This is a genomic window from Mesorhizobium sp. P2_E7 (assembly GCF_056403855.1).
In genome coordinates this window covers 341,320-359,029 of sequence record NZ_JBFUER010000004.1, presented here as the reverse complement: position 1 = coordinate 359,029, position 17,710 = coordinate 341,320, and the positions used below count along the sequence as shown (strand labels likewise).

At 61.8% G+C, this 17,710-nt stretch carries 19 protein-coding genes and 1 pseudogene; 11 read left to right on the top strand and 9 right to left on the bottom strand.

What is annotated here, in order from left to right; all coding sequences use genetic code 11:
- Window positions 1-232 (top strand): annotated as a pseudogene (locus AC1DYC_RS23035) (ISAs1 family transposase); the annotation flags it as partial.
- 145 nt (window positions 233-377) lie between these two features.
- On the opposite strand, the gene msrA reads toward AC1DYC_RS23035, so the two are convergent.
- From msrA to AC1DYC_RS23020, 3 genes are all read right to left on the bottom strand, one after another.
- The gene (msrA, locus tag AC1DYC_RS23030; RefSeq protein WP_477410101.1) at window positions 378-1,103 is read right to left on the bottom strand and encodes a peptide-methionine (S)-S-oxide reductase MsrA; all 726 of its coding nucleotides are present in this window, start codon (window positions 1,101-1,103) and stop codon (window positions 378-380) included.
- 112 nt (window positions 1,104-1,215) lie between these two features.
- Window positions 1,216-1,500 carry a hypothetical protein gene (locus tag AC1DYC_RS23025; RefSeq protein ID WP_477410100.1) on the bottom strand — a complete coding sequence of 95 codons (285 nt, stop codon included), beginning with the start codon at window positions 1,498-1,500 and terminating at the stop codon, window positions 1,216-1,218.
- 74 nt (window positions 1,501-1,574) lie between these two features.
- Window positions 1,575-2,276, bottom strand: coding sequence for a DUF1223 domain-containing protein (locus tag AC1DYC_RS23020; RefSeq protein WP_477410099.1), 702 nt, complete (start codon window positions 2,274-2,276; stop codon window positions 1,575-1,577).
- Window positions 2,277-2,733: 457 nt separating this feature from the next.
- Between AC1DYC_RS23020 and lepA the strand changes: the two genes are divergently transcribed.
- The 8 genes from lepA to AC1DYC_RS22980 all read left to right on the top strand — a co-directional run bounded on the left by lepA (window position 2,734) and on the right by AC1DYC_RS22980 (window position 10,402).
- Entirely contained in the window at window positions 2,734-4,539 is a 1,806-nt protein-coding gene (gene lepA / locus AC1DYC_RS23015; RefSeq protein ID WP_477346819.1) for a translation elongation factor 4, read from the top strand.
- A gap of 254 nt (window positions 4,540-4,793) precedes the next feature.
- Window positions 4,794-5,795: a hypothetical protein gene (locus tag AC1DYC_RS23010; protein WP_477410098.1), complete on the top strand. Its 1,002-nt coding sequence runs from the start codon at window positions 4,794-4,796 to the stop codon at window positions 5,793-5,795.
- Window positions 5,785-7,110: a hypothetical protein gene (locus AC1DYC_RS23005; protein ID WP_477410097.1), complete on the top strand. Its 1,326-nt coding sequence runs from the start codon at window positions 5,785-5,787 to the stop codon at window positions 7,108-7,110. The genes AC1DYC_RS23010 and AC1DYC_RS23005 overlap by 11 nt, the downstream gene beginning before the upstream one ends.
- 63 nt (window positions 7,111-7,173) lie before the next feature.
- Window positions 7,174-7,680 (top strand): hypothetical protein, encoded by a 507-nt coding sequence (locus AC1DYC_RS23000; RefSeq protein WP_477410096.1) that lies wholly within the window; start codon window positions 7,174-7,176, stop codon window positions 7,678-7,680.
- A gap of 11 nt (window positions 7,681-7,691) precedes the next feature.
- Window positions 7,692-8,201 (top strand): hypothetical protein, encoded by a 510-nt coding sequence (locus tag AC1DYC_RS22995; protein ID WP_477410095.1) that lies wholly within the window; start codon window positions 7,692-7,694, stop codon window positions 8,199-8,201.
- A 213-nt stretch (window positions 8,202-8,414) separates the two neighbouring features.
- Complete coding sequence (locus AC1DYC_RS22990) at window positions 8,415-8,762, top strand: hypothetical protein (RefSeq protein ID WP_352583014.1); 348 nt, start codon at window positions 8,415-8,417, stop codon at window positions 8,760-8,762.
- A gap of 318 nt (window positions 8,763-9,080) precedes the next feature.
- Window positions 9,081-9,710: a CDGSH iron-sulfur domain-containing protein gene (locus tag AC1DYC_RS22985; RefSeq protein WP_477410094.1), complete on the top strand. Its 630-nt coding sequence runs from the start codon at window positions 9,081-9,083 to the stop codon at window positions 9,708-9,710.
- 320 nt (window positions 9,711-10,030) lie between these two features.
- Entirely contained in the window at window positions 10,031-10,402 is a 372-nt protein-coding gene (locus AC1DYC_RS22980; RefSeq protein WP_477410093.1) for a hypothetical protein, read from the top strand.
- A 240-nt stretch (window positions 10,403-10,642) separates the two neighbouring features.
- Here AC1DYC_RS22980 and AC1DYC_RS22975 read toward each other — a convergent pair whose 3' ends face one another.
- Window positions 10,643-10,963, bottom strand: a complete 321-nt coding sequence (locus AC1DYC_RS22975) for a hypothetical protein (protein ID WP_477410092.1) — start codon at window positions 10,961-10,963, stop codon at window positions 10,643-10,645.
- 164 nt (window positions 10,964-11,127) lie between these two features.
- Between AC1DYC_RS22975 and mbfA the strand changes: the two genes are divergently transcribed.
- On the top strand, window positions 11,128-12,111 hold the full coding sequence (gene mbfA / locus AC1DYC_RS22970; protein ID WP_477410091.1) for an iron exporter MbfA: 984 nt from the start codon (window positions 11,128-11,130) through the stop codon (window positions 12,109-12,111).
- A 233-nt stretch (window positions 12,112-12,344) separates the two neighbouring features.
- On the opposite strand, the gene AC1DYC_RS22965 is transcribed toward mbfA, so the two are convergent.
- The 3 genes from AC1DYC_RS22965 to AC1DYC_RS22955 all read right to left on the bottom strand — a co-directional run bounded on the left by AC1DYC_RS22965 (window position 12,345) and on the right by AC1DYC_RS22955 (window position 13,334).
- Window positions 12,345-12,689 carry an antibiotic biosynthesis monooxygenase family protein gene (locus AC1DYC_RS22965; protein ID WP_477410090.1) on the bottom strand — a complete coding sequence of 115 codons (345 nt, stop codon included), beginning with the start codon at window positions 12,687-12,689 and terminating at the stop codon, window positions 12,345-12,347.
- Entirely contained in the window at window positions 12,686-13,042 is a 357-nt protein-coding gene (locus AC1DYC_RS22960; protein ID WP_477410089.1) for an NIPSNAP family protein, read from the bottom strand. The genes AC1DYC_RS22965 and AC1DYC_RS22960 overlap by 4 nt, the downstream gene beginning before the upstream one ends.
- 88 nt (window positions 13,043-13,130) lie before the next feature.
- Window positions 13,131-13,334 carry a DUF1127 domain-containing protein gene (locus AC1DYC_RS22955; protein WP_477410088.1) on the bottom strand — a complete coding sequence of 68 codons (204 nt, stop codon included), beginning with the start codon at window positions 13,332-13,334 and terminating at the stop codon, window positions 13,131-13,133.
- A 69-nt stretch (window positions 13,335-13,403) separates the two neighbouring features.
- Here AC1DYC_RS22955 and AC1DYC_RS22950 point away from each other — a divergent pair, with 69 nt between their 5' ends.
- On the top strand, window positions 13,404-14,078 hold the full coding sequence (locus tag AC1DYC_RS22950; RefSeq protein WP_477410087.1) for an ArsR/SmtB family transcription factor: 675 nt from the start codon (window positions 13,404-13,406) through the stop codon (window positions 14,076-14,078).
- A gap of 219 nt (window positions 14,079-14,297) precedes the next feature.
- On the opposite strand, the gene ligD is transcribed toward AC1DYC_RS22950, so the two are convergent.
- Window positions 14,298-16,805 carry a DNA ligase D gene (gene ligD, locus AC1DYC_RS22945; RefSeq protein WP_477410115.1) on the bottom strand — a complete coding sequence of 836 codons (2,508 nt, stop codon included), beginning with the start codon at window positions 16,803-16,805 and terminating at the stop codon, window positions 14,298-14,300.
- A 5-nt stretch (window positions 16,806-16,810) separates the two neighbouring features.
- Window positions 16,811-17,680 carry a non-homologous end joining protein Ku gene (ku, locus tag AC1DYC_RS22940; protein WP_477410086.1) on the bottom strand — a complete coding sequence of 290 codons (870 nt, stop codon included), beginning with the start codon at window positions 17,678-17,680 and terminating at the stop codon, window positions 16,811-16,813.
- Between the last annotated feature and the right edge of the window lie 30 nt (window positions 17,681-17,710).

Sequence of the window (17,710 nt, the reverse complement as noted above, 5' to 3'; positions counted from 1 at the left end):
AGCCCATTGGCAGATCGAGAACGGCCTGCATTGGATGCTCGATGTTCATCTGGATGAGGACCTCAGCCGCGCCCGCAAAGACAACGCCCCTGCCAACACCGCGCTCCTAAACCGTCTCGCCAGGAACATCCTCCAACTCGCCGATGCAGACAAAGTCCCCATCAGCCATCGCATCAAGAAATGCGCTTGGAATGACGACTATCTCATCAACGCTCTAAGCCATATGCGATAGCCCTGCCCCTTGAGGGGGCAGGCCAGAGGGGGTCGCTTCGCGTGGAGCGCTAACCTTCTTCTGCCGCAGGAGGCCGATCCCGGTCGGACCGACCCCCTCTGTCGCCTTCGGCGACATCTCCCCCTCGAGGGGGGAGATTAGGCGCTCAGCTTTTCCCCGCCAACACCAGCACCGGCTTGTCGCTGTACAGCGCGGGGAACAGCGACTTCAAATTCGCCACCTTGGGCAGGTCGTTGTAGACGATGTAGGGATAGGTCGGGTTCAGCGTCAGGAAGTCCTGATGATATTCCTCGGCCGGATAGAAGGTCTTGCCGGTCTCCAGCGTGGTGACGATGGGTTTTGGAAACACCTTCGCCTTGTCGAGCTGGGCGATGTAGCTCTGGGCGATCTTCTGCTGCTCGCCATTCTCGGCAAAGATCGTCGAGCGGTACTGGGTGCCCGAGTCAGGTCCCTGATAGTTCAGCTGCGTCGGGTTGTGCGCGACCGAGAAATAGACCTGCAGAAGCTGGCCGTAGGTCACCTTGGACGGATCGTAGGTGATCTCGACCGATTCGGCATGGCCGGTGCGGCCGCTGCCCACCGTTTCGTAGACGGCGTCATCCTTGGCGCCGCCGGTGTAGCCGGAGACCGCCTTGGTCACGCCCTTGACGTGCTGGAACACGCCCTGCACGCCCCAGAAGCAACCGCCGGCGAAGATCGCCTTTTCGCTGCCGCTGGCGGCCTTTTCGTCCATCGCCGGCGGCGGGATCACCACCGCGTCCTCGGCCGAGCGCGCCGGGCTCTGCCACAAGGCAGCCGCCGCGGCTGCGACGATGAGCGCGGCAAGCGCGCTTTTGAAGATCGGCGTTCTCGTCTTTGCAATGCCGGTCATGTCTGATCTCCTTGATGGTGTCGACGACTATACGACAGATCGTCCCGTCTGGTTTCTCAAATTGCTGTGGGCCGGCCCGGCCGCCGTGCGGCCGGACCATGGGCCATGAGCCTTATTGCGCAGGCGCCATTGCGTCCGCCGGTTTCATCGCATCCGTTGCGGGTTTCATGGCATCGGCCGGCTTCATGGCGTCGGTGGCGGGCTTCATCGCATTCGTCGCCATCGGGTCGACGGGCTTTATGGCATCGGTCGCCGGCTTCATCGCGTCCGTTGCCGGCTTCATCGCCTCGGTGGCCATCGGATCGGCCGGCTTCATGGCGTTGTCTTCGGCGCGGGCGCCGGCGGCAAAGGCGGTCATCGAAAGCGCAAAGGCGAGCGCCGTCAGGGTCTTGGTCATAGTATTTCCTCTCTGATGAGGGCGCGCGGATGCGAGCCCGGTTGTGCCGCTCATGCGGCGTTGGGTGGAAAAAATCAGTTGGCGGCTGCGGCCAGGATCGGCCCGCCGCCGGGCGTCTGCACCAGCACCGCGGTGCTCAAGCCGCCGGAAGCAGCCGGCAACGGCAAGGTGGTGGCGTCACCGCTCCAGCTGCCGAGTTTCTCCAGCGAGTGCACGACATTGGCGTGCGGCAGCGTGCGGCCGGTGTTTTCGCCGCGCGCCACCGGCACCTCGATGACGCCCTTGTTGTAGCGAACCAGCCAGACATCGGCCTTGCCGCCCGGAGCGGAACCGGCGCCGATGCTGATCTTGCCGCCATCGAGCGACAGCGACGGACCGGCTGCGTGGGTGCTGTCGGCAATCAGCCCTTCGATCTCGCCGGGTGCCGCACCGACCGCATCGGCCCCGCCATTGACCACGACCTGCGGCGTGAACGGGCCGGAACGGCCAAGCGACGGCTCATAGCGCACCTGGCGCTGCGTGAACTCCTCGCGGCCGAACGTGTCCTTCCAGCCGAGATAGTCCCAGTAGGTAACGTTGAACGACAGCGCCAGAACGCCCGGCTGGTCCTTGACCTTGATCAGATTGGCATTGGCCGGCGGGCAGGACGAGCAGCCCTGGCTGGTGAAGAGCTCGACCACGGTGAGCGGCTGGGCGAGGGCGGTGCCGCCAAGCATCATCAGCGCCGCAGCTGCGGCAGCCAGCATGCCGGCGCGTTTTGGGTTAAGTCCAGTCATCGGGGATCTCCGTTGCGGCGGCCGTTGCCGGCCATACCCCCACTTCGCCGCGTCCTGAGGCTTCGTTACAGCGCTCACTGGTTTGTGATTGGGGAAGCCCACCGGCAACGCTGGCGGGACAGCACCCCCCTCTGCCCTGCCGGGCATCTCCCCCTCAAGGGGGGAGATTGGCAGTTTCCTCGACGGCGCTTTTCCTGCGGCATAGAAGATTGGCGAAAGCGACTGTGCGATTGATCTCCCCCCTTGAGGGGGAGATGGCCGGCAGGCCAGAGGGGGTGTGCAGGATCGCGGCGCCGGAGTCTTCGCGCACCCGTCATCCGTCTCGGCGCTGCGCGCCGATCCACCGCCCGGGGCGAGTCACGGGCCTCGCCCGTCCTTCGGACCCCACAAGGGGAGAAGGTAAGGGCGCTCCTGCCCCCGCTTGCCCCTCAACCCTGCCCCTGCTAAAGCGCGCGCCATGAGCACGCCTCTCGACCACATCCGCAATTTCTCCATCGTCGCCCATATCGACCATGGCAAATCCACGCTTGCCGACCGGCTGATCCAGTCCACCGGCGGGCTGGAGCTGCGCGACATGAAGGAGCAGGTGCTGGACTCGATGGACATCGAGCGCGAGCGCGGCATCACCATCAAGGCGCAGACCGTGCGGCTGAAATACCGCGCCAACAATGGCGAGGACTATATCCTCAACCTCATCGACACGCCCGGCCATGTCGACTTCGCCTATGAAGTGTCGCGGTCGCTGGCCGCCTGCGAAGGTTCGCTGCTGGTCGTCGACGCTAGCCAAGGCGTTGAGGCGCAGACGCTCGCCAATGTCTACCAGGCCATCGACAACAACCACGAGATCGTCGTGGTGCTGAACAAGGTCGACCTGCCGGCCGCCGAGCCCGAGCGCATCCGCGAGCAGGTCGAGGAAGTCATCGGCATCGACGCCTCCAACGCCGTGCTGATCTCGGCCAAGACCGGGCTGGGCATTCCCGATGTGCTGGAGGCAATCGTTCACCAATTGCCGCCGCCGCGCGAAGGCGACGCCACTGCTCCGCTGAAAGCCATGCTGGTCGACAGCTGGTACGACGCCTATCTCGGCGTCATCGTGCTGGTGCGCATCATCGACGGCGTGCTGAAAAAGGGCCAGACCATCCGCATGATGGGCACCGGCGCGAAATATCTGGTCGAGCGCACCGGCGTGTTCACGCCGGCCCGCATCAATGTCGACGAGCTTGGCCCCGGCGAGTTCGGCTTCTTCACCGGCTCGATCAAGGAAGTGGCCGACACCCGCGTCGGCGACACCATCACCGAGGACAAGCGCGCCACCGCGCACGCCCTGCCCGGCTTCAAGCCGGCGCAGCCGGTGGTGTTCTGCGGCCTGTTCCCGGTCGACGCCGCCGATTTCGAGGATCTGCGCGCCGCCGTCGGCAAACTGCGCCTCAACGACGCCAGCTTCTCCTATGAAATGGAAACCAGTGCTGCACTCGGCTTCGGCTATCGCTGCGGTTTCCTTGGCCTATTGCATCTGGAAATCATCCAGGAGCGGCTGGAGCGCGAGTTCAACCTCGACCTGATCGCCACGGCGCCATCAGTCGTCTACCGGCTGCTGCTCACCGACGGCTCGATGAAGGAACTGCACAACCCGGCCGACATGCCCGACGTGGTGAAGATCTCCGCCATCGAGGAGCCGTGGATCCGCGCCACCATCCTGACCCCCGACGACTACCTCGGCGGCATCCTGAAACTCTGCCAGGACCGGCGCGGCATCCAGGCCGACCTCTCCTATGTCGGCAAACGCGCGATGCTGACCTACGACCTGCCGCTCAATGAAGTGGTCTTCGACTTCTACGACCGGCTGAAATCGATCTCCAAGGGCTACGCCTCCTTCGACTATCACCTCACCGACTACAAGGAAGGCGACCTGGTGAAGATGTCGATCCTGGTCAACGAGGAGCCGGTCGACGCGCTGTCCATGCTGGTCCACCGCACCGCGGCGGAAAAGCGCGGCCGCCAGATGTGCGAGAAGCTGAAAGAGCTGATCCCGCACCACCTGTTCAAGATCCCGATCCAGGCTGCCATCGGCGGCAAGGTCATCGCCCGCGAAACCATCTCGGCGCTGCGCAAGGACGTGACCGCCAAATGCTATGGCGGCGACGTCTCGCGCAAGCGCAAGCTGCTGGACAAGCAGAAAGAGGGCAAGAAGCGGATGCGGCAGTTCGGCAAGGTGGATATCCCGCAGGAGGCGTTTATCCAGGCGCTTAAGATGGGGGATTAAGAAGAATTACCCTATGCTACTTGAGGCAAGGGAAGGATCGCTACCGCACATCCCGGGGTGTGCGGCTAAAGACTGATACGGATAGTCAGTTTATAGCGACATTCTCCTGAAGCAGGCGCAACGCGGTTCGGCGTGACGGTTGACTTTGAAGATGAGTTCGCGTCTTTCTGAGTAGTTAGCCATTTCAAAGTTACATGACTTATACTGCCGTCACATTCAGGGATCAAACATCGAGCAAAATCATTGATTTGCTGATGGACGAAGGTTTGGCGTGTGCGAAATCACAGGATCTCCTCGCGTACTTGGCCGGCGCCCTTTTGAATTATAAGTATGAAGGCGTGCATTTTGCACCGAACATAATATTCTGTAAAAATATAGAAGATGTTCTTAAGGTATTTCCTGGAGCCATAAGGTACAATGTGGGTCGAGCGAGCCTATCCGCTAACTCCGGATCCAAAATCCTAAAAGATTGCGCTCCGCTATCGAATCAAAACTGGTCGGTTTTTGTTGAGAGAATCGACGAAAATGAGGTAACGTATGGCGTATTTACCTACTACATATTGCCGACAGCTGTGCAGCTCCACGAAGGAATTGAGATAAACGACGGAATATTTTCTATACTACTTAGAAAGAAGAACGACAATACGATAGAGCTGAAAAGCGCTAAAGGTAATGTGCTCTCTCTTATATTCTCAACGCTTAGAGAAGTTACAAATCTAGAGGAAAGTTGTGTAAAACGCTTCTCAGAAGACTGCTGTGTTAAGGTGGACGCTCTATCGCCAGAATCTAAGGCGGAGTTCAGGGTGTACCTAAACAGACTTTTGGGAGCTGCTTTGACCAGTTCACACGGTGCCATTTTGCTATGTGGCGATCAGAAGAAGCTCGGCAAAATCGCTGCCCTGAAGGATTTTGTGCCTGTCGACCCGCCCCTAGATTTCTTCCGACTTTTTTCCGAGTATACGAGCGTAAAGTCGGACGGGTCCTTGTCCTCGCTGCTGCGAGCTGAGGAACTGCTAGAGGGGTTTCTGAGGAGCGACGGGATGGTCGCTTTTGACCAACGGGGCAGGGTTGTTGCGTACCGTACATTCTACCGAGCTACGGGGGCCGCCAAAGACAAAAAGGAGGCTCCTGTGGGAGGCGCGCGGCGTCGAGCGTTCGAAGGGGTCAAAACCCTTTTGGGTAATAGGATTGTGTCGGCGCTATTCCGCTCTCAAGATGGTCTAACGATTTACAGTGACGGTCAGAATGGCCAGTAAGCAAGTTGCCCTTTGGAAAACGTCGGCACTGGCCAAAGTGCCAGACTCACTCTCCGATCCCGCAAAGATCGCAGAAAGGGCGATCCAACTTCGGGAACGCGAGCGGAGTCAAATTGCGTCTAACTTCTCGGCAGAGAATTACGAAATAGTTGCAACGTTCGTTTGGGCTCGAACTATGGCCCTTCTAAAAAAGCAGTTGGCGACGCTTGGGAGCGCTTTCATCGGCGAATTGCTTCAGAGGCCCGATATCGATGAAAATTCCGATATTGGTTCGGTTCTCTCTGACGCCGAAGCGATTTCCCTCGGACGCGACCTTGGTATTTTGACGCCGCTCCAGACAATTCGCCTGAACCATTCTCAAGAGATCGTTACCCATTTTGCCGGCGTTACGACTGATCCACAATTCGACCAAGACGAGATGATGACACGGGAGGATGCTCTTTCATGCCTTCGAGTGTGCGTGCAGGGGGTATTGGGACATGAGACCGTAAGTACTCCTCAGGATTTTCGGCTTTTTCGAGAAAAACTTTCTTCAGAAACATTTACTCCCCAATCTTCAGAAATTGCGCAACTTAAGTCATCGCCGTATTTCTTTGTTCGGACTGCGATCAGCATGTTGCTCACACTCATTCGAACAAGCCGAGGAGCGCAACTGGAGCACGCTTCGCGTAACGCTCTTCTTATCATCAAGATGATGTGGGCAGAACTGCGAGATCCCGAGAGGTGGCAAATTGGCCAAATCTATGCCGCTGAATTCAGTGAAGGGAAGAAAGATGCGGTCAAGGCACTCTACGGAATATTAGTAGCGGTACACGGCTTTGACTATGTCCCTGAGAATCTCCGGTCGGAGACTTTCGCACGAGCCGCTAGCAATGTAATTGCGGCTCATCAGGGGCTGAACAATTTTTACAATGAACCTGGTCCTATGAAGGAATTGGCAAGTCTAGGTACCTCAATACCCAGCCCAGCGCTGGCTAAGTGTGTTACCGCCGTATTATGCGTCAAGCTTGGCAATAGCTACGGCGCTTCATGGGAAGCCCAATCGCCTGCCGAGCAGATGATCCGTGGTATATCTAAAGATAGGTGGGTGTTCTATTTGGATGGCAGACTCGATCAAGATCGAATTATACTCCCAAAGCTGACTGGTGGAGATCCGCGTAAGCGCTGGATTTCATTGGTGAAATCTTTGGGGATCAAAGGATCTGACTTGAAGAATCGGAGTGTGCGCCCACTTATCGACGCAACAATAAGTGGGAACCTAGTTAAGGTTGGCGAAATAGCCGACAAGTTATATCGGGCGGCGCTTGACGCGTGAGGCGAAATGGATCGGTTCAAGCTTGTCTCGGGGCGGTCGCCTGGTAAGTACCTTTCGTGACACATGCGCACCACGTCAGACACCATCGCCTCTCTCGGCCTCGCCATAGGTGGCGCCTTCGGCCTGGCCGGCACCTTCGTCTCCAGCGCTCCACTTCGCGAAACGCTCTGGGCGATCGACGGTGTGGCGCTTGTGATGGCCACCGCGCTGCTGACGATGAAATACCTGCGCCTCGGCAATGATCTCGTCGCAGCCGGGTTTCTCACCTTCCTTGCCGGCGAGAGCCTGCTGCTGGCCGGCAATGCGGCGGGGCTGGAGGCCAGCGTGCCCTCCTATGTCGGCGGCATCTCGCTGTGGGCGGCCGCACTCGTCCTGATCAGCGCGGCGAACACGTTTGCCCTGTGGATGCGGATCACCGGCCTCATCGCCGCGATCCTGTTTGTCGTGACGGTGGGCATGGTGCTGTGGGGCGCGCCCTTGCTGCCCACGTCGGCGCCGCTGCCCGCCGCCGGCTATCCGTTCCTGGTGCTGACCTTTGCCGGCTGGATCTGGACCTTGCTGAAGCGCTAGGCTGGCGAAAGATGTCCGCGCCGCTCGAACTCCGCAACAGCGCCACGGGAAAGATCTTCCCGGCAATCGGGCCGTTGCTGATCGGCGCGATCTTCGGTTTCGGCGCGCTGCGCGGGCTGGCGGCGGGCGCCGATGGCGGGCATGTGCTTGTCATCGCGCTGGTGGCGTTCGGCTGCCTTGGGCTCGGCTATGTCATCGCGCGCGGCGCCTTCGACAAATCGGTCCAGGTCACTCTGGACAGCCAAGGCTTCCGCGATGCCCGCGCCGGCGATGTCCTGGTGCCATGGGCGATGGTGAAGAGCGTGCATCTGACCTCCGGCAAGGGGGCGGCAATGCTCAATTTCGAGCTCACGCGGGAGCCACCCGACGAAATCAAATATGCGCCCGCCAATGCGCTCAACCGGATGCTGCCCTTCGGCAAGAACATCGTGCACATGGAAGTGTCGTCGCTGGATGTGCGCGGCCAGGACATGGTCGAGGCCATAAAGACATTCGCGCCGCATGTGGTGGTGAGGCGCTGATTCTTCCTTCTCCCCTTGTGGGAGAAGGTGGATCGGCGCGCAGCGCCGAGACGGATGAGGGGTGTTCCAGCGGAGTGAGACGTTGGCGTTCCCTGGAACACCCCTCATCCGTCGCCTTCGGCGACACCTTCTCCCACAAGGGGAGAAGGTGAAGATGGCGCTTCTCCCCCGAACCGTGCGACCCTCCCCCTCTCCGATTCGGGTCCCACCATCATGCTCCGCCTCACCCTTGCCGCCCTGCTCCTCGCCACCCCGGCGCATGCCGCCGACATGGCGTTCTTCGTCAAGAACCTGCGCAGCCAGGCGGTGGCGGTGGAGCTGTTCAGCCGTGACCGCAAGATGTCGTGGCCGGGCGGCGACCAGGTGTTTCTGATCGAGCCTAACTCGCAGAAATCGGTGCCGATCTCGTGCTCCCAGGGCGAAAACATCTGCTACGGCGCCTGGGTGAACGGCAATGATGCGATTTCGGCCGGCGTCGGGCCGGACAATGACCAGCCGTGCGATACCTGCTGCTTCATCTGCGTGGAGAAGACGACCGAGACGATCGATCTGGTGGAGTAGCGGGGCGCCGAAGCTGCTGATCTCCCCCCTCGTGGGGTTGAGGAGCGGTCCGCGCAGCGGACGGAAAGCCAACTGCTTGGCTTTCCGAGCGACGAACGCCTGGCAAGGCAGAGGGGGGCGCTGTCCCGCCGAGCTATCCGTCGATAACAAAACCTACCTCACCGTTTCCACATCGACCTAGGTGAGACGCTGGCGATCCTTCGCGCCCCCCTCTGGCCTGCCGGCCATCTCCCCCACGAGGGGGGAGATCACGCGGCGAGCTTGACGCCCTTGCCGCCACCGCCCTAGCCTGTTGTCACCCACCACGAGGAGAGCTCCATGGCAGGCACGGTCGAAGGCGAGAAGATCGACGTTTCCTTCAACGGCAAGCGCTGCATCCATTCGCGCAATTGCGTGCTCGGCAACCCGCATGTCTTCGTGCCCAATGCGCCCGGCGAGTGGATCCACCCCGAGGCGGCTGATGTCGAGCAGGTGGTGACGCTGGCCGAGAACTGCCCGTCAGGCGCCATCGGCTATGTGAGGAAGGATGGCGGGCCGCAGGAGAAGCCGCCGGTGGTCAACACCGTTCGGCTGCGCGAGAACGGGCCGCTGGCCGTCCATGCCGAGATCGTGCTCGGCGGCGAGACCTTCTTTCGCGCCACGCTCTGCCGCTGCGGCGCTTCGCAGAACAAGCCGTTCTGCGACAACAGCCACATCAAGGCCGGCTTCACGGCTACCGGCGAGCCGCCGCTCAAGGACGCACCGGCGACGCTGGAGGCGCGCAATGACCCGCTGACCATAACGCCCACCACCAACGGGCCACTGAAGGTCGAGGGCAATGCCGAGATCGTCACCGGCACCGGCCACACGATCGACCGCACCACCCGCACCTTCCTGTGCCGCTGCGGCCACTCGGCCAACAAGCCGTTCTGCGATGGATCGCATAAACGGGTTGGGTTTGTGGGGTAGGTGCGTGAGGCGCTGGAACTGCTGATCTCCCCCCTTGTGGGGGAGATGCCCGGCAGGGCAGAGGGGGGCGCGAAAGATCGCCAGCGTAACGGATCAACAAGCCTAAAATCGAAATGACGTGGGCTGCACTAATTTGAGAGGTCGGCGGGACAGCGCCCCCCTCTGCCTTGCCAGGCATCTCCCCCACAAGGGGGGAGATTACGCGCGGCCACCTTCGCCAATCACCCCAAAATCAGTCAGGCACCGCCCTTCAATGTCACCCCGCATCATGCGATGCTGGCGCTCTCGGCCGGGGGGCCGATTCTCACCCGGGGAATGCCATGTCTCTCACCATCACGCGCCGCATCGTCGCAGCACTTTCGCTTGCCGTCCTGCTGACGCCATCGGCCTACGCCGCCGACATCACCTTTGCCGTCAAGAACAGCCATCCCAACGCCATGCGCCTCGAGCTCTACAGCCAGGACCGCGACTATGTCTGGCCGGGCAACGACAAGGATTTCTATCTCGACGATGGCGAGACCAAGCAGATCCCGGTCTCGTGCAATGAAGGCGAGTCGATCTGCTACGGCGCCTGGGTCGACGGCGACGAGGGCACCTACTGGGGCGTCGGCCCCAACAACCAGGAAAAATGCGACGATTGCTGCTACACCTGCGAAGGCGGCGAGACGGAAGAGATTGAACTGGTGCCGTGAGGCGAAGCTTTCTTCTCCCCGTTCACGGGGAGAAGGTCCCGGCACGGGAATGAGGGGCAGCGCGGCGCTATTCCAGCTTGGGTTCCTCGCCCCCACGACAGTGGGGGAGAGGTGGCTCGGCGAAGCCGAGACGGAGAGGGGGCTGCGCCCTACGAAAAGGCCCCCTCTCCGTCCGCTTCGCGGCCACCTCTCCCCCGCTTTGCGGGGGCGAGGAACCCAAGTTCTGTTACATCTCGGCCTCTATCCTAGTAACACCCTTTGCCGCTTCGACCCGCCTGCCTTGCGCCAGGCATTGAACCTGTGCGTGGCGGCGGCAAACGAGATCTTCATCTGCTGGGCGACGGAATAGCGCGACTTGCCTTCGTCGAACATGCGGTAGCAGCATTCGACGCCTTCCTCGGTCAGCTTGCCGTCGGGCGCCTTGTTGTGCGGATTTGCGGGGTCGAATTTTTCGACCTGCTGCTCGACCAGGCCTTTCAGCCGCTGCAGGTCGGCCTCGATGCTGGCGATGAGATCGAGGACGGGTTTGGGATCGAAGTGGTCGTGCGGCTTTGCCGTCATCTCCAGGATACCTTTCGCTTTGCGTGTCGCCGTCAATATAGGTGAACATTCGCTGATAATGAAGGGCCCGCCGCCGCCGGCGCTTCAACACTTGTTGACCGGCGATTGACCGGAGAAGCGCCAGCGCCTAGTTTAGAACCATTCTAAACTAGGGTGAATTTATCATGCTTTCCCGTGTCTTCGGTTTCGGCCGCCGCCCCTTCGAATCGCTGTCGGAACAGGAGATCCTGGCGCTGGCAATTTCGTCGGAGGAAGATGACGGGCGCATCTACCGCGCCTATGCCGAGGGACTGGCCGAAAGCTTTCCGCAATCGGCAAAAGTGTTCGAGGCGATGGCGCTCGAGGAAGACGGCCATCGCGATTCCCTCATCGAGCTTTACCGCAAGCGTTTCGGCGAGCGCATTCCGCTGCTGCGCCGCGAGCATGTAAAGGGCTATTACGAGCGCAAGCCCGACTGGCTGGTGCGGCCGCTCGGCGTCGAAAATGTTCGGCGGCAGGCCGAAGAGATGGAGCGGCAGGCCTATCGCTTCTATGTCGAAGCGGCCAAGCGCACCAGCGACGCTTCGACCAGAAAACTGCTCAACGACCTCGCGGCGGCGGAGCAAAGCCATGAGAGTTCGGCGCATCGGCTTGAGCAGAAACTTGTGCCGGGCACCGTCAAGGACGAGGAGGCAAGCGCCGAGCAGCGCCAGTTCATCCTGACCTATGTGCAGCCGGGGCTGGCCGGGCTGATGGACGGCTCGGTCTCGACGCTGGCGCCGATCTTTGCCGCGGCGTTCGCCACACACGACACCTGGCAGACGCTGCTGGTCGGCCTTGCCGCCTCGATCGGCGCCGGCATTTCGATGGGCTTTACCGAAGTCGCCTCCGACGACGGCAAATTGTCGGGCCGCGGTTCACCGATCAAGCGAGGGCTCACCGTCGGCATCATGACCACGCTGGGCGGGCTCGGCCACGCGCTGCCCTATCTCATCCCGCAGTTCTGGACGGCGACGGCGGTTGCCGCGGTGGTGGTGTTCTTCGAATTGTGGGCGATCGCCTTTGTGCAGAATCGCTACATGCAGACGCCGTTCCTGCGGGCGGCGTTTCAGGTGGTGCTGGGTGGGGCGCTGGTGTTTGCGGCCGGGGTGCTGATCGGGAATGCTTAGGTAAGGCAAAGGTCGGCGCTGCCCCTCATCTGCCTGCCGGCATCTTCTCCCCGTAAACGGGGAGAAGGGGGGCTATCGCGAATTTCGCAGCTTGTTCTGCAACGCTGGCGATTGGCGAAACCATCGGCAACAGCGTCTTTCTCCCCGTCTCTATACGGGGAGAAATGTCCGGCAGGACAATGAGGGGCGGCGCGATGGTCGACGGTTATGAATGCCGCTGCACATCGTCAGCCTCACCCATTCACCACCCGACTGTCCGCCGGCGCTTCATCCCGCTCCGTCAGCCCGTAGTCCCGCACCACATGCGCGATCCTTAACCGATAGCCGGCAAAGATTCCGCCGCGGCCGGCCTTTTGCGCCTGCCGATGCTCTTCCGTGTTGCGCCAGGCTTTCACCGCTTCCTCGTCGCGCCAGAACGACAGCGACAGCACGCGGTTCGGGTCGACCAGGCTCTGAAACCGCTCGATGGAGATGAAGCCATCGATACCGTCGAGCAGCGGCCTAAGTTCCGCGGCGATGCCCAGATAGGCATCGCGCTTTCCCTCAGCCGGTTGCACCTCGAAGATGACAGCGATCATGCTTCCTCCTTGACCGCGGGCTGGAACAGCTGTCGCGGTCCATGCGGTCCGGACACCAGCTTCAAGAAGATGCGGTCTTCTTTCAAGATGAACTTTTCGCGGCGGGCGAATTCGTAATTGGCCTTGCCGACGGGATCGGCAGCGAGCCGGGCGCGGTAGGCTTCATAGGCCGCCAGGCTGTCGATGTTGTAGGCGGCGTAGGCGGTGGTGGCCGAGCCCTCGTGCGGGGCGTAGTAGCCGATCAAATCGGCGCCGCAGCGCGGGATCGCCTGGCCCCAGGCCTTGGCATATTGCTCGAACGCCGCCTTGCCGAACGGGTCGATCTCATAGCGGATGAAGCAGGTGATGGTCATGGTGATCTCCTTGGGTTTTCAGCGTCGATAGTTCGAGCGGCGTCGAAACGTTGTGCCGCCGGGTCTGCTAAGCAAAAAGCGCTGGCGGTCAGGCCTGCCAGAAGGATTTCGCGCATTCGCGGCGCACATCCCTACGGGTCAGGCCGAGGTCGCGCAGCAAATGGTCGTCGATCTCGGCGAGGTCGAGCCGCTGCAGGTGGCGGTCGTACCAGCGGGCGAACAGCCGCCGGTGCAGCCATGTAACGAACGGGAACGATTGGCGGCTGGCGGGTAGGGCGGAAGCGGTTGGCATCGGCGTTCTCCTTGATCTCGCCCGACATTAGTGATTATCTCGCAAGAATGCTTCGATGGAGACCGAACTATGCGTGAAGGACCCGACATTGCCCGCATCGCCAGCCTGGTCGGCGATCCGGCGCGGGCAAACATGCTGAATGCGCTGATGGGCGGCACGGCTTTGACGGCGAGCGAACTGGCGCTGGAGGCCGGCGTGTCGCTGCCGACCGCGTCCTCGCATCTGTCCAAACTGATGGAGGGCGGACTGCTGACCTTGGCCAGCCAGGGCCGGCATCGCTACTACGGCCTCGCCGGGCCACAGGTGGCCGGCATGATCGAGGCCATCACCGGCGTGGCGGAAGCCGTTGGCCCCAAGCGCGTGCGGCCAGGCCCGCGCGACGGCGCCATGCGCGTCGCCCGCGTCTGCTACGACCACCTCGCCGGCGAGCAGGCGGTGGCAATGCTCGACCGGCTTGTGGCGCGCGACATTCTCTTGCGCAACGACAACGAGATCAGGCTCGGGCCGTCGGCGGCCTCGCACTTTTCGGCCATCGGCATCGATGTCGACGCCAAGCCGCGCCGCCCGGTGTGCCGCGCCTGCCTCGACTGGAGCGTGCGCCGCTCGCACCTCGCGGGAACGCTGGGCGCGGCGATCCTGGACAAGATTCTGGCGGAGAAATGGGCCCGGCGCGAGAAGGATAGTCGCGCGGTGGTGTTTTCACCGCCGGGCAAGCAGGCGTTTGAGCGGGTGTTTTTGGCTTAGTTTGCCGGGCGCTGATTTCGCGATGCTGGCGGGACAGCACCCCCCTCTGGCCTGCCGGCCATCTCCCCCGCAAGGAGGGAGATCAGGTGCTCAGCCGCTTTCGCCAATCTCCAACGTTGCAAGGATGACCTGCGCCTGGAAGCTGCCAATCTCCCCCAGATGTCCGGCAGGACAGAGGGGGGTGTGAGGATCGCCAACGTAGCTGGTGAAGCGAGCGGCCTACCCCCGCTTCAACACCTTCGCTTGGCTGAAGAAGTCCTTCCACGGATCGGCCTTCTCCAATTCCTTCAGCGTCGTCTTGGCGCCAATCGGGAAGGCATTCGGCGCCAGCCCTGCTTCCACCTCCGCCCACGTCACCGGAATGGACACCGTCGCGCCCTTCTTGGCGCGTGAGGAGTAGGGCGCGACCGTCGTCGAACCCCTGCCGTTGCGTAGATAGTCGACGAAGATTTTTCCGGTGCGCGCCTTTTTCGACAGCGTTGCCGTGTAGCGATCAGGCGCGGCCTGCTCCAGCGCCTTGGCGAAATCATGGGAGAAGGTTTTGACCGCCTCCCAATCCGCCGACGGCTTCAGCGGCACGAGCACGTGATAGCCTTTGCCGCCCGACGGCTTGACGAAATTGGGCAGCGACAATTCGTCGAGCTTACCCCTGATGTCGAGCGCGGCCTCGCGCACCGCCTTGACGTCGATGCCCTCATCGGGATCGAGATCGAAGATGATCTGGTCCGGCTTTTCCAGTTCGTCGATGGTGCAGCCCCAGATATGGACCTCGACCACGCCGTACTGGACGAGGGCAGCAAGGCCGTCGAAATCGCGGATGAACAGGATTTCCTCGCCATCGGTCGGGTCTTTCATGCGGGCGATCTTGTCGCTCATGCCGGCCGAGGCGTGTTTCTGGAAGAAGCGTGGGCCGCCAATGCCGTCCGGCGCCCTGACCAGGCTGAGCGGCCGGTTGACGACGAACTGCTCCATGCGCGGCCAGACCAGCGCGTAGTGTTCAAGCAAGGCCTGCTTCGAGATTTTCTCCTCGGGCCACAGCAGTTTTTCGGGATGGGATAGTTTTACGCTGGTGGTCATTGCCCCGGCTTTGGTCCCGGCAGCCTTGCCGGCGCTGCTTGCCGCGGGCTTTGCCTCGGCCTTCGATGGCTTTTCCTGCACGACTTCCTCCGCCGGCTTGTCCTCGCGCAGTCCCTGGAACGACGCGTGGCGTATTATACGGTCCGAGGTCCAGCTGCGGAACTCCACTTCGCCGACAAGTTCTGGCTTGACCCAGACCAGACCCTTGCCCTTCGGTACGGCAGCGGCGAAGGGCGACGATTTTGCCTTCAACGCATCGAGCTTTTTCTTCAGATCGGCGGCGCCCTTGACCGAGAAGCCGGTGCCGACGCGGCCGGCATAGTGAAGCTTGCCGCCCTCGAAATAGCCGACCAGCAGCGAGCGCAGCCCACGCCCGGTCTTTTCCGACGGCAGATAGCCGCCGATGACGAATTCCTGGCGCGCCGTGCATTTGGACTTCACCCAGCTCCGGCCGCGGCCGCTACGATAGGGTGCGTCGGCGCGCTTGGAGATGATGCCTTCGAGCCCCATGCGGCAGGCGTGCTGCAGCATGATCTTGCCCGGCTCGGCGAAATGATCGCTGAAGCGGACGGCGGCATTTTCGGTCGGTTCACCAAGCAGTTCCTGCAGCGCCTGCTTGCGCTCGACCAGCGGCTCGCGGCGCAAGTCCTTGCCGTCGAGCCGCATCAGGTCGAACACGTAGTAGGTGAAGCGGTTGGTGCGATTGGCGGAGAGATCCTGTTGCAGCAGCGGGAAGGAAGAAACGCCGCTATCGGCCAGCACGACGATTTCGCCATCGATGATGGCGTCGCTGCATTTCAGTGCGGCTAGCTCGGCTGATATCTCGACGCCGAACTTTTCCGTCCAGTCGAGGCCGGTGCGGGTCAGCAGCCGCACCTCGGTGCCGGCGATCTGCGCTTGCATGCGGTAGCCGTCGAACTTGACTTCGTGCAGCCAATCCTTGCCGGGCGGCGCATCACGCTCCAGCGTCGCCAACTGCGGCTCGATGAAATCGAGACGCTTGCCCTGTCCGGCCTTGGCCTTACTGGAGGCGGCAGGCTTGTTGGAATGCCAGACTTTCGGCTTCTTGCCGTCGGCGGTCTTGCCTTCTGCAACCTGCTCTATGGTCAGGCCCGACTTCACCGATTTCGGGGCGTCCTTCAGAATATCTTCGCCGGGACGGGCGGCGGCATCGTCGGACTTGATCAGCAGCCAGTTGTCGCGTTTTTCACCGGCGCGAGGTTTCAGCCGCACCAGATGCCACAGGCCCGTCAGCTTCTTTCCTTTGAGCTCGAAGGAGATGTGGCCCTTCTTCATCGCCCTGGCCGGGTCGATCTCGGGCACCCACGTGCCTTCGTCCCAGACGATGACCGTGCCGCCGCCATACTCGCCCTTGGGGATGGTGCCTTCGAAGGAGGCATAGTCGATCGGGTGATCCTCGACATGCACGGCCAGCCGCTTTTCGTGCGGATCGAGGCTCGGGCCGCGCGTCACCGCCCAGCTCCACAAGACGCCGGCATGCTCGAGGCGGAAATCGTAATGCAGCCTGGTGGCATCGTGTTTCTGGATGACGAAGATGCCGGCGGATGTCTTGCCGCGCGTGACCTTGCCGGCAGGCTCCGCCGTCTTCTTGAAATCGCGCTTGGACTGATATTGTTCGAGGCTGGCCATGGTGCTCACGCCGATTTGCGTTTGGGCGCGGACGCTTTCGCCTTGGCCTGCTTGGACGCCGGCTTGGCCTTCTTCGCTGGGGCCTTCGCCGCGCCGCCATCCGACAACAGGCTCTTCTTCAGCGCGTCGAACAGATTGACGACGTTGGACGGCTTGGGTGCGGCCTGCGGCTGCGGCGCCTTCTTGCCGGCCTTCTTGGCGCGGATCAGTTCGAGCAGCGCGTCCTCATACTTGTCCTCGAATTTCGACGGATCGAACTTCGCCTTCTTCTTGTCGATGATGAGCTCGGCGAGATCGGTCATCTCCTGGTCGGTCTTCACCGCCTTGATGTCGCCGAAGACGCTGTCCGGCTGCCGCACCGTGTTGTCGTAGCGCAAGGTGGTCAGCACCATGCCCTTGCCGAGCGGCTCGATGACGACGGGACGTTCGCGCTGATAGAGCACGATGCGCGCCAGCCCGGCCATCTTCTTGCCCGCCATGGCGTCGCGGATGACGGCAAAGGCCTCCTCCGACACCTTGTCGGCCGGCGCGACATAATAAGGCGTGTCGAGATAGATCTGCTGGATCGAGGCTTTGTCGACGAAGCCGTCCAGCGCCATGGTGTGCGAGGACTCGATCTGCACCGCGGCGATCTCATCTTCCTCGATATGGACGAAGTCGCCGTCGTCGAGTTCATAGCCCTTGATCTCGTTGCCTTCCTCCAGCGGCTTGCCGGTTTCGGCATCGACATAGATGCGCTTGACCGTGTTGCCGGTCTTGCGGTTCAGCACCCGAAACGAGACCTTTTCGGTGTGGGTGACGACGTTGGTCAGTTCGACGGCGCAGGTCACCAGCGACAGTTTCAGATAGCCCTTCCAGGCGGGGCGGGGTGCCATGGCGAAACTCCAGCAATGCGGTTCAACCGA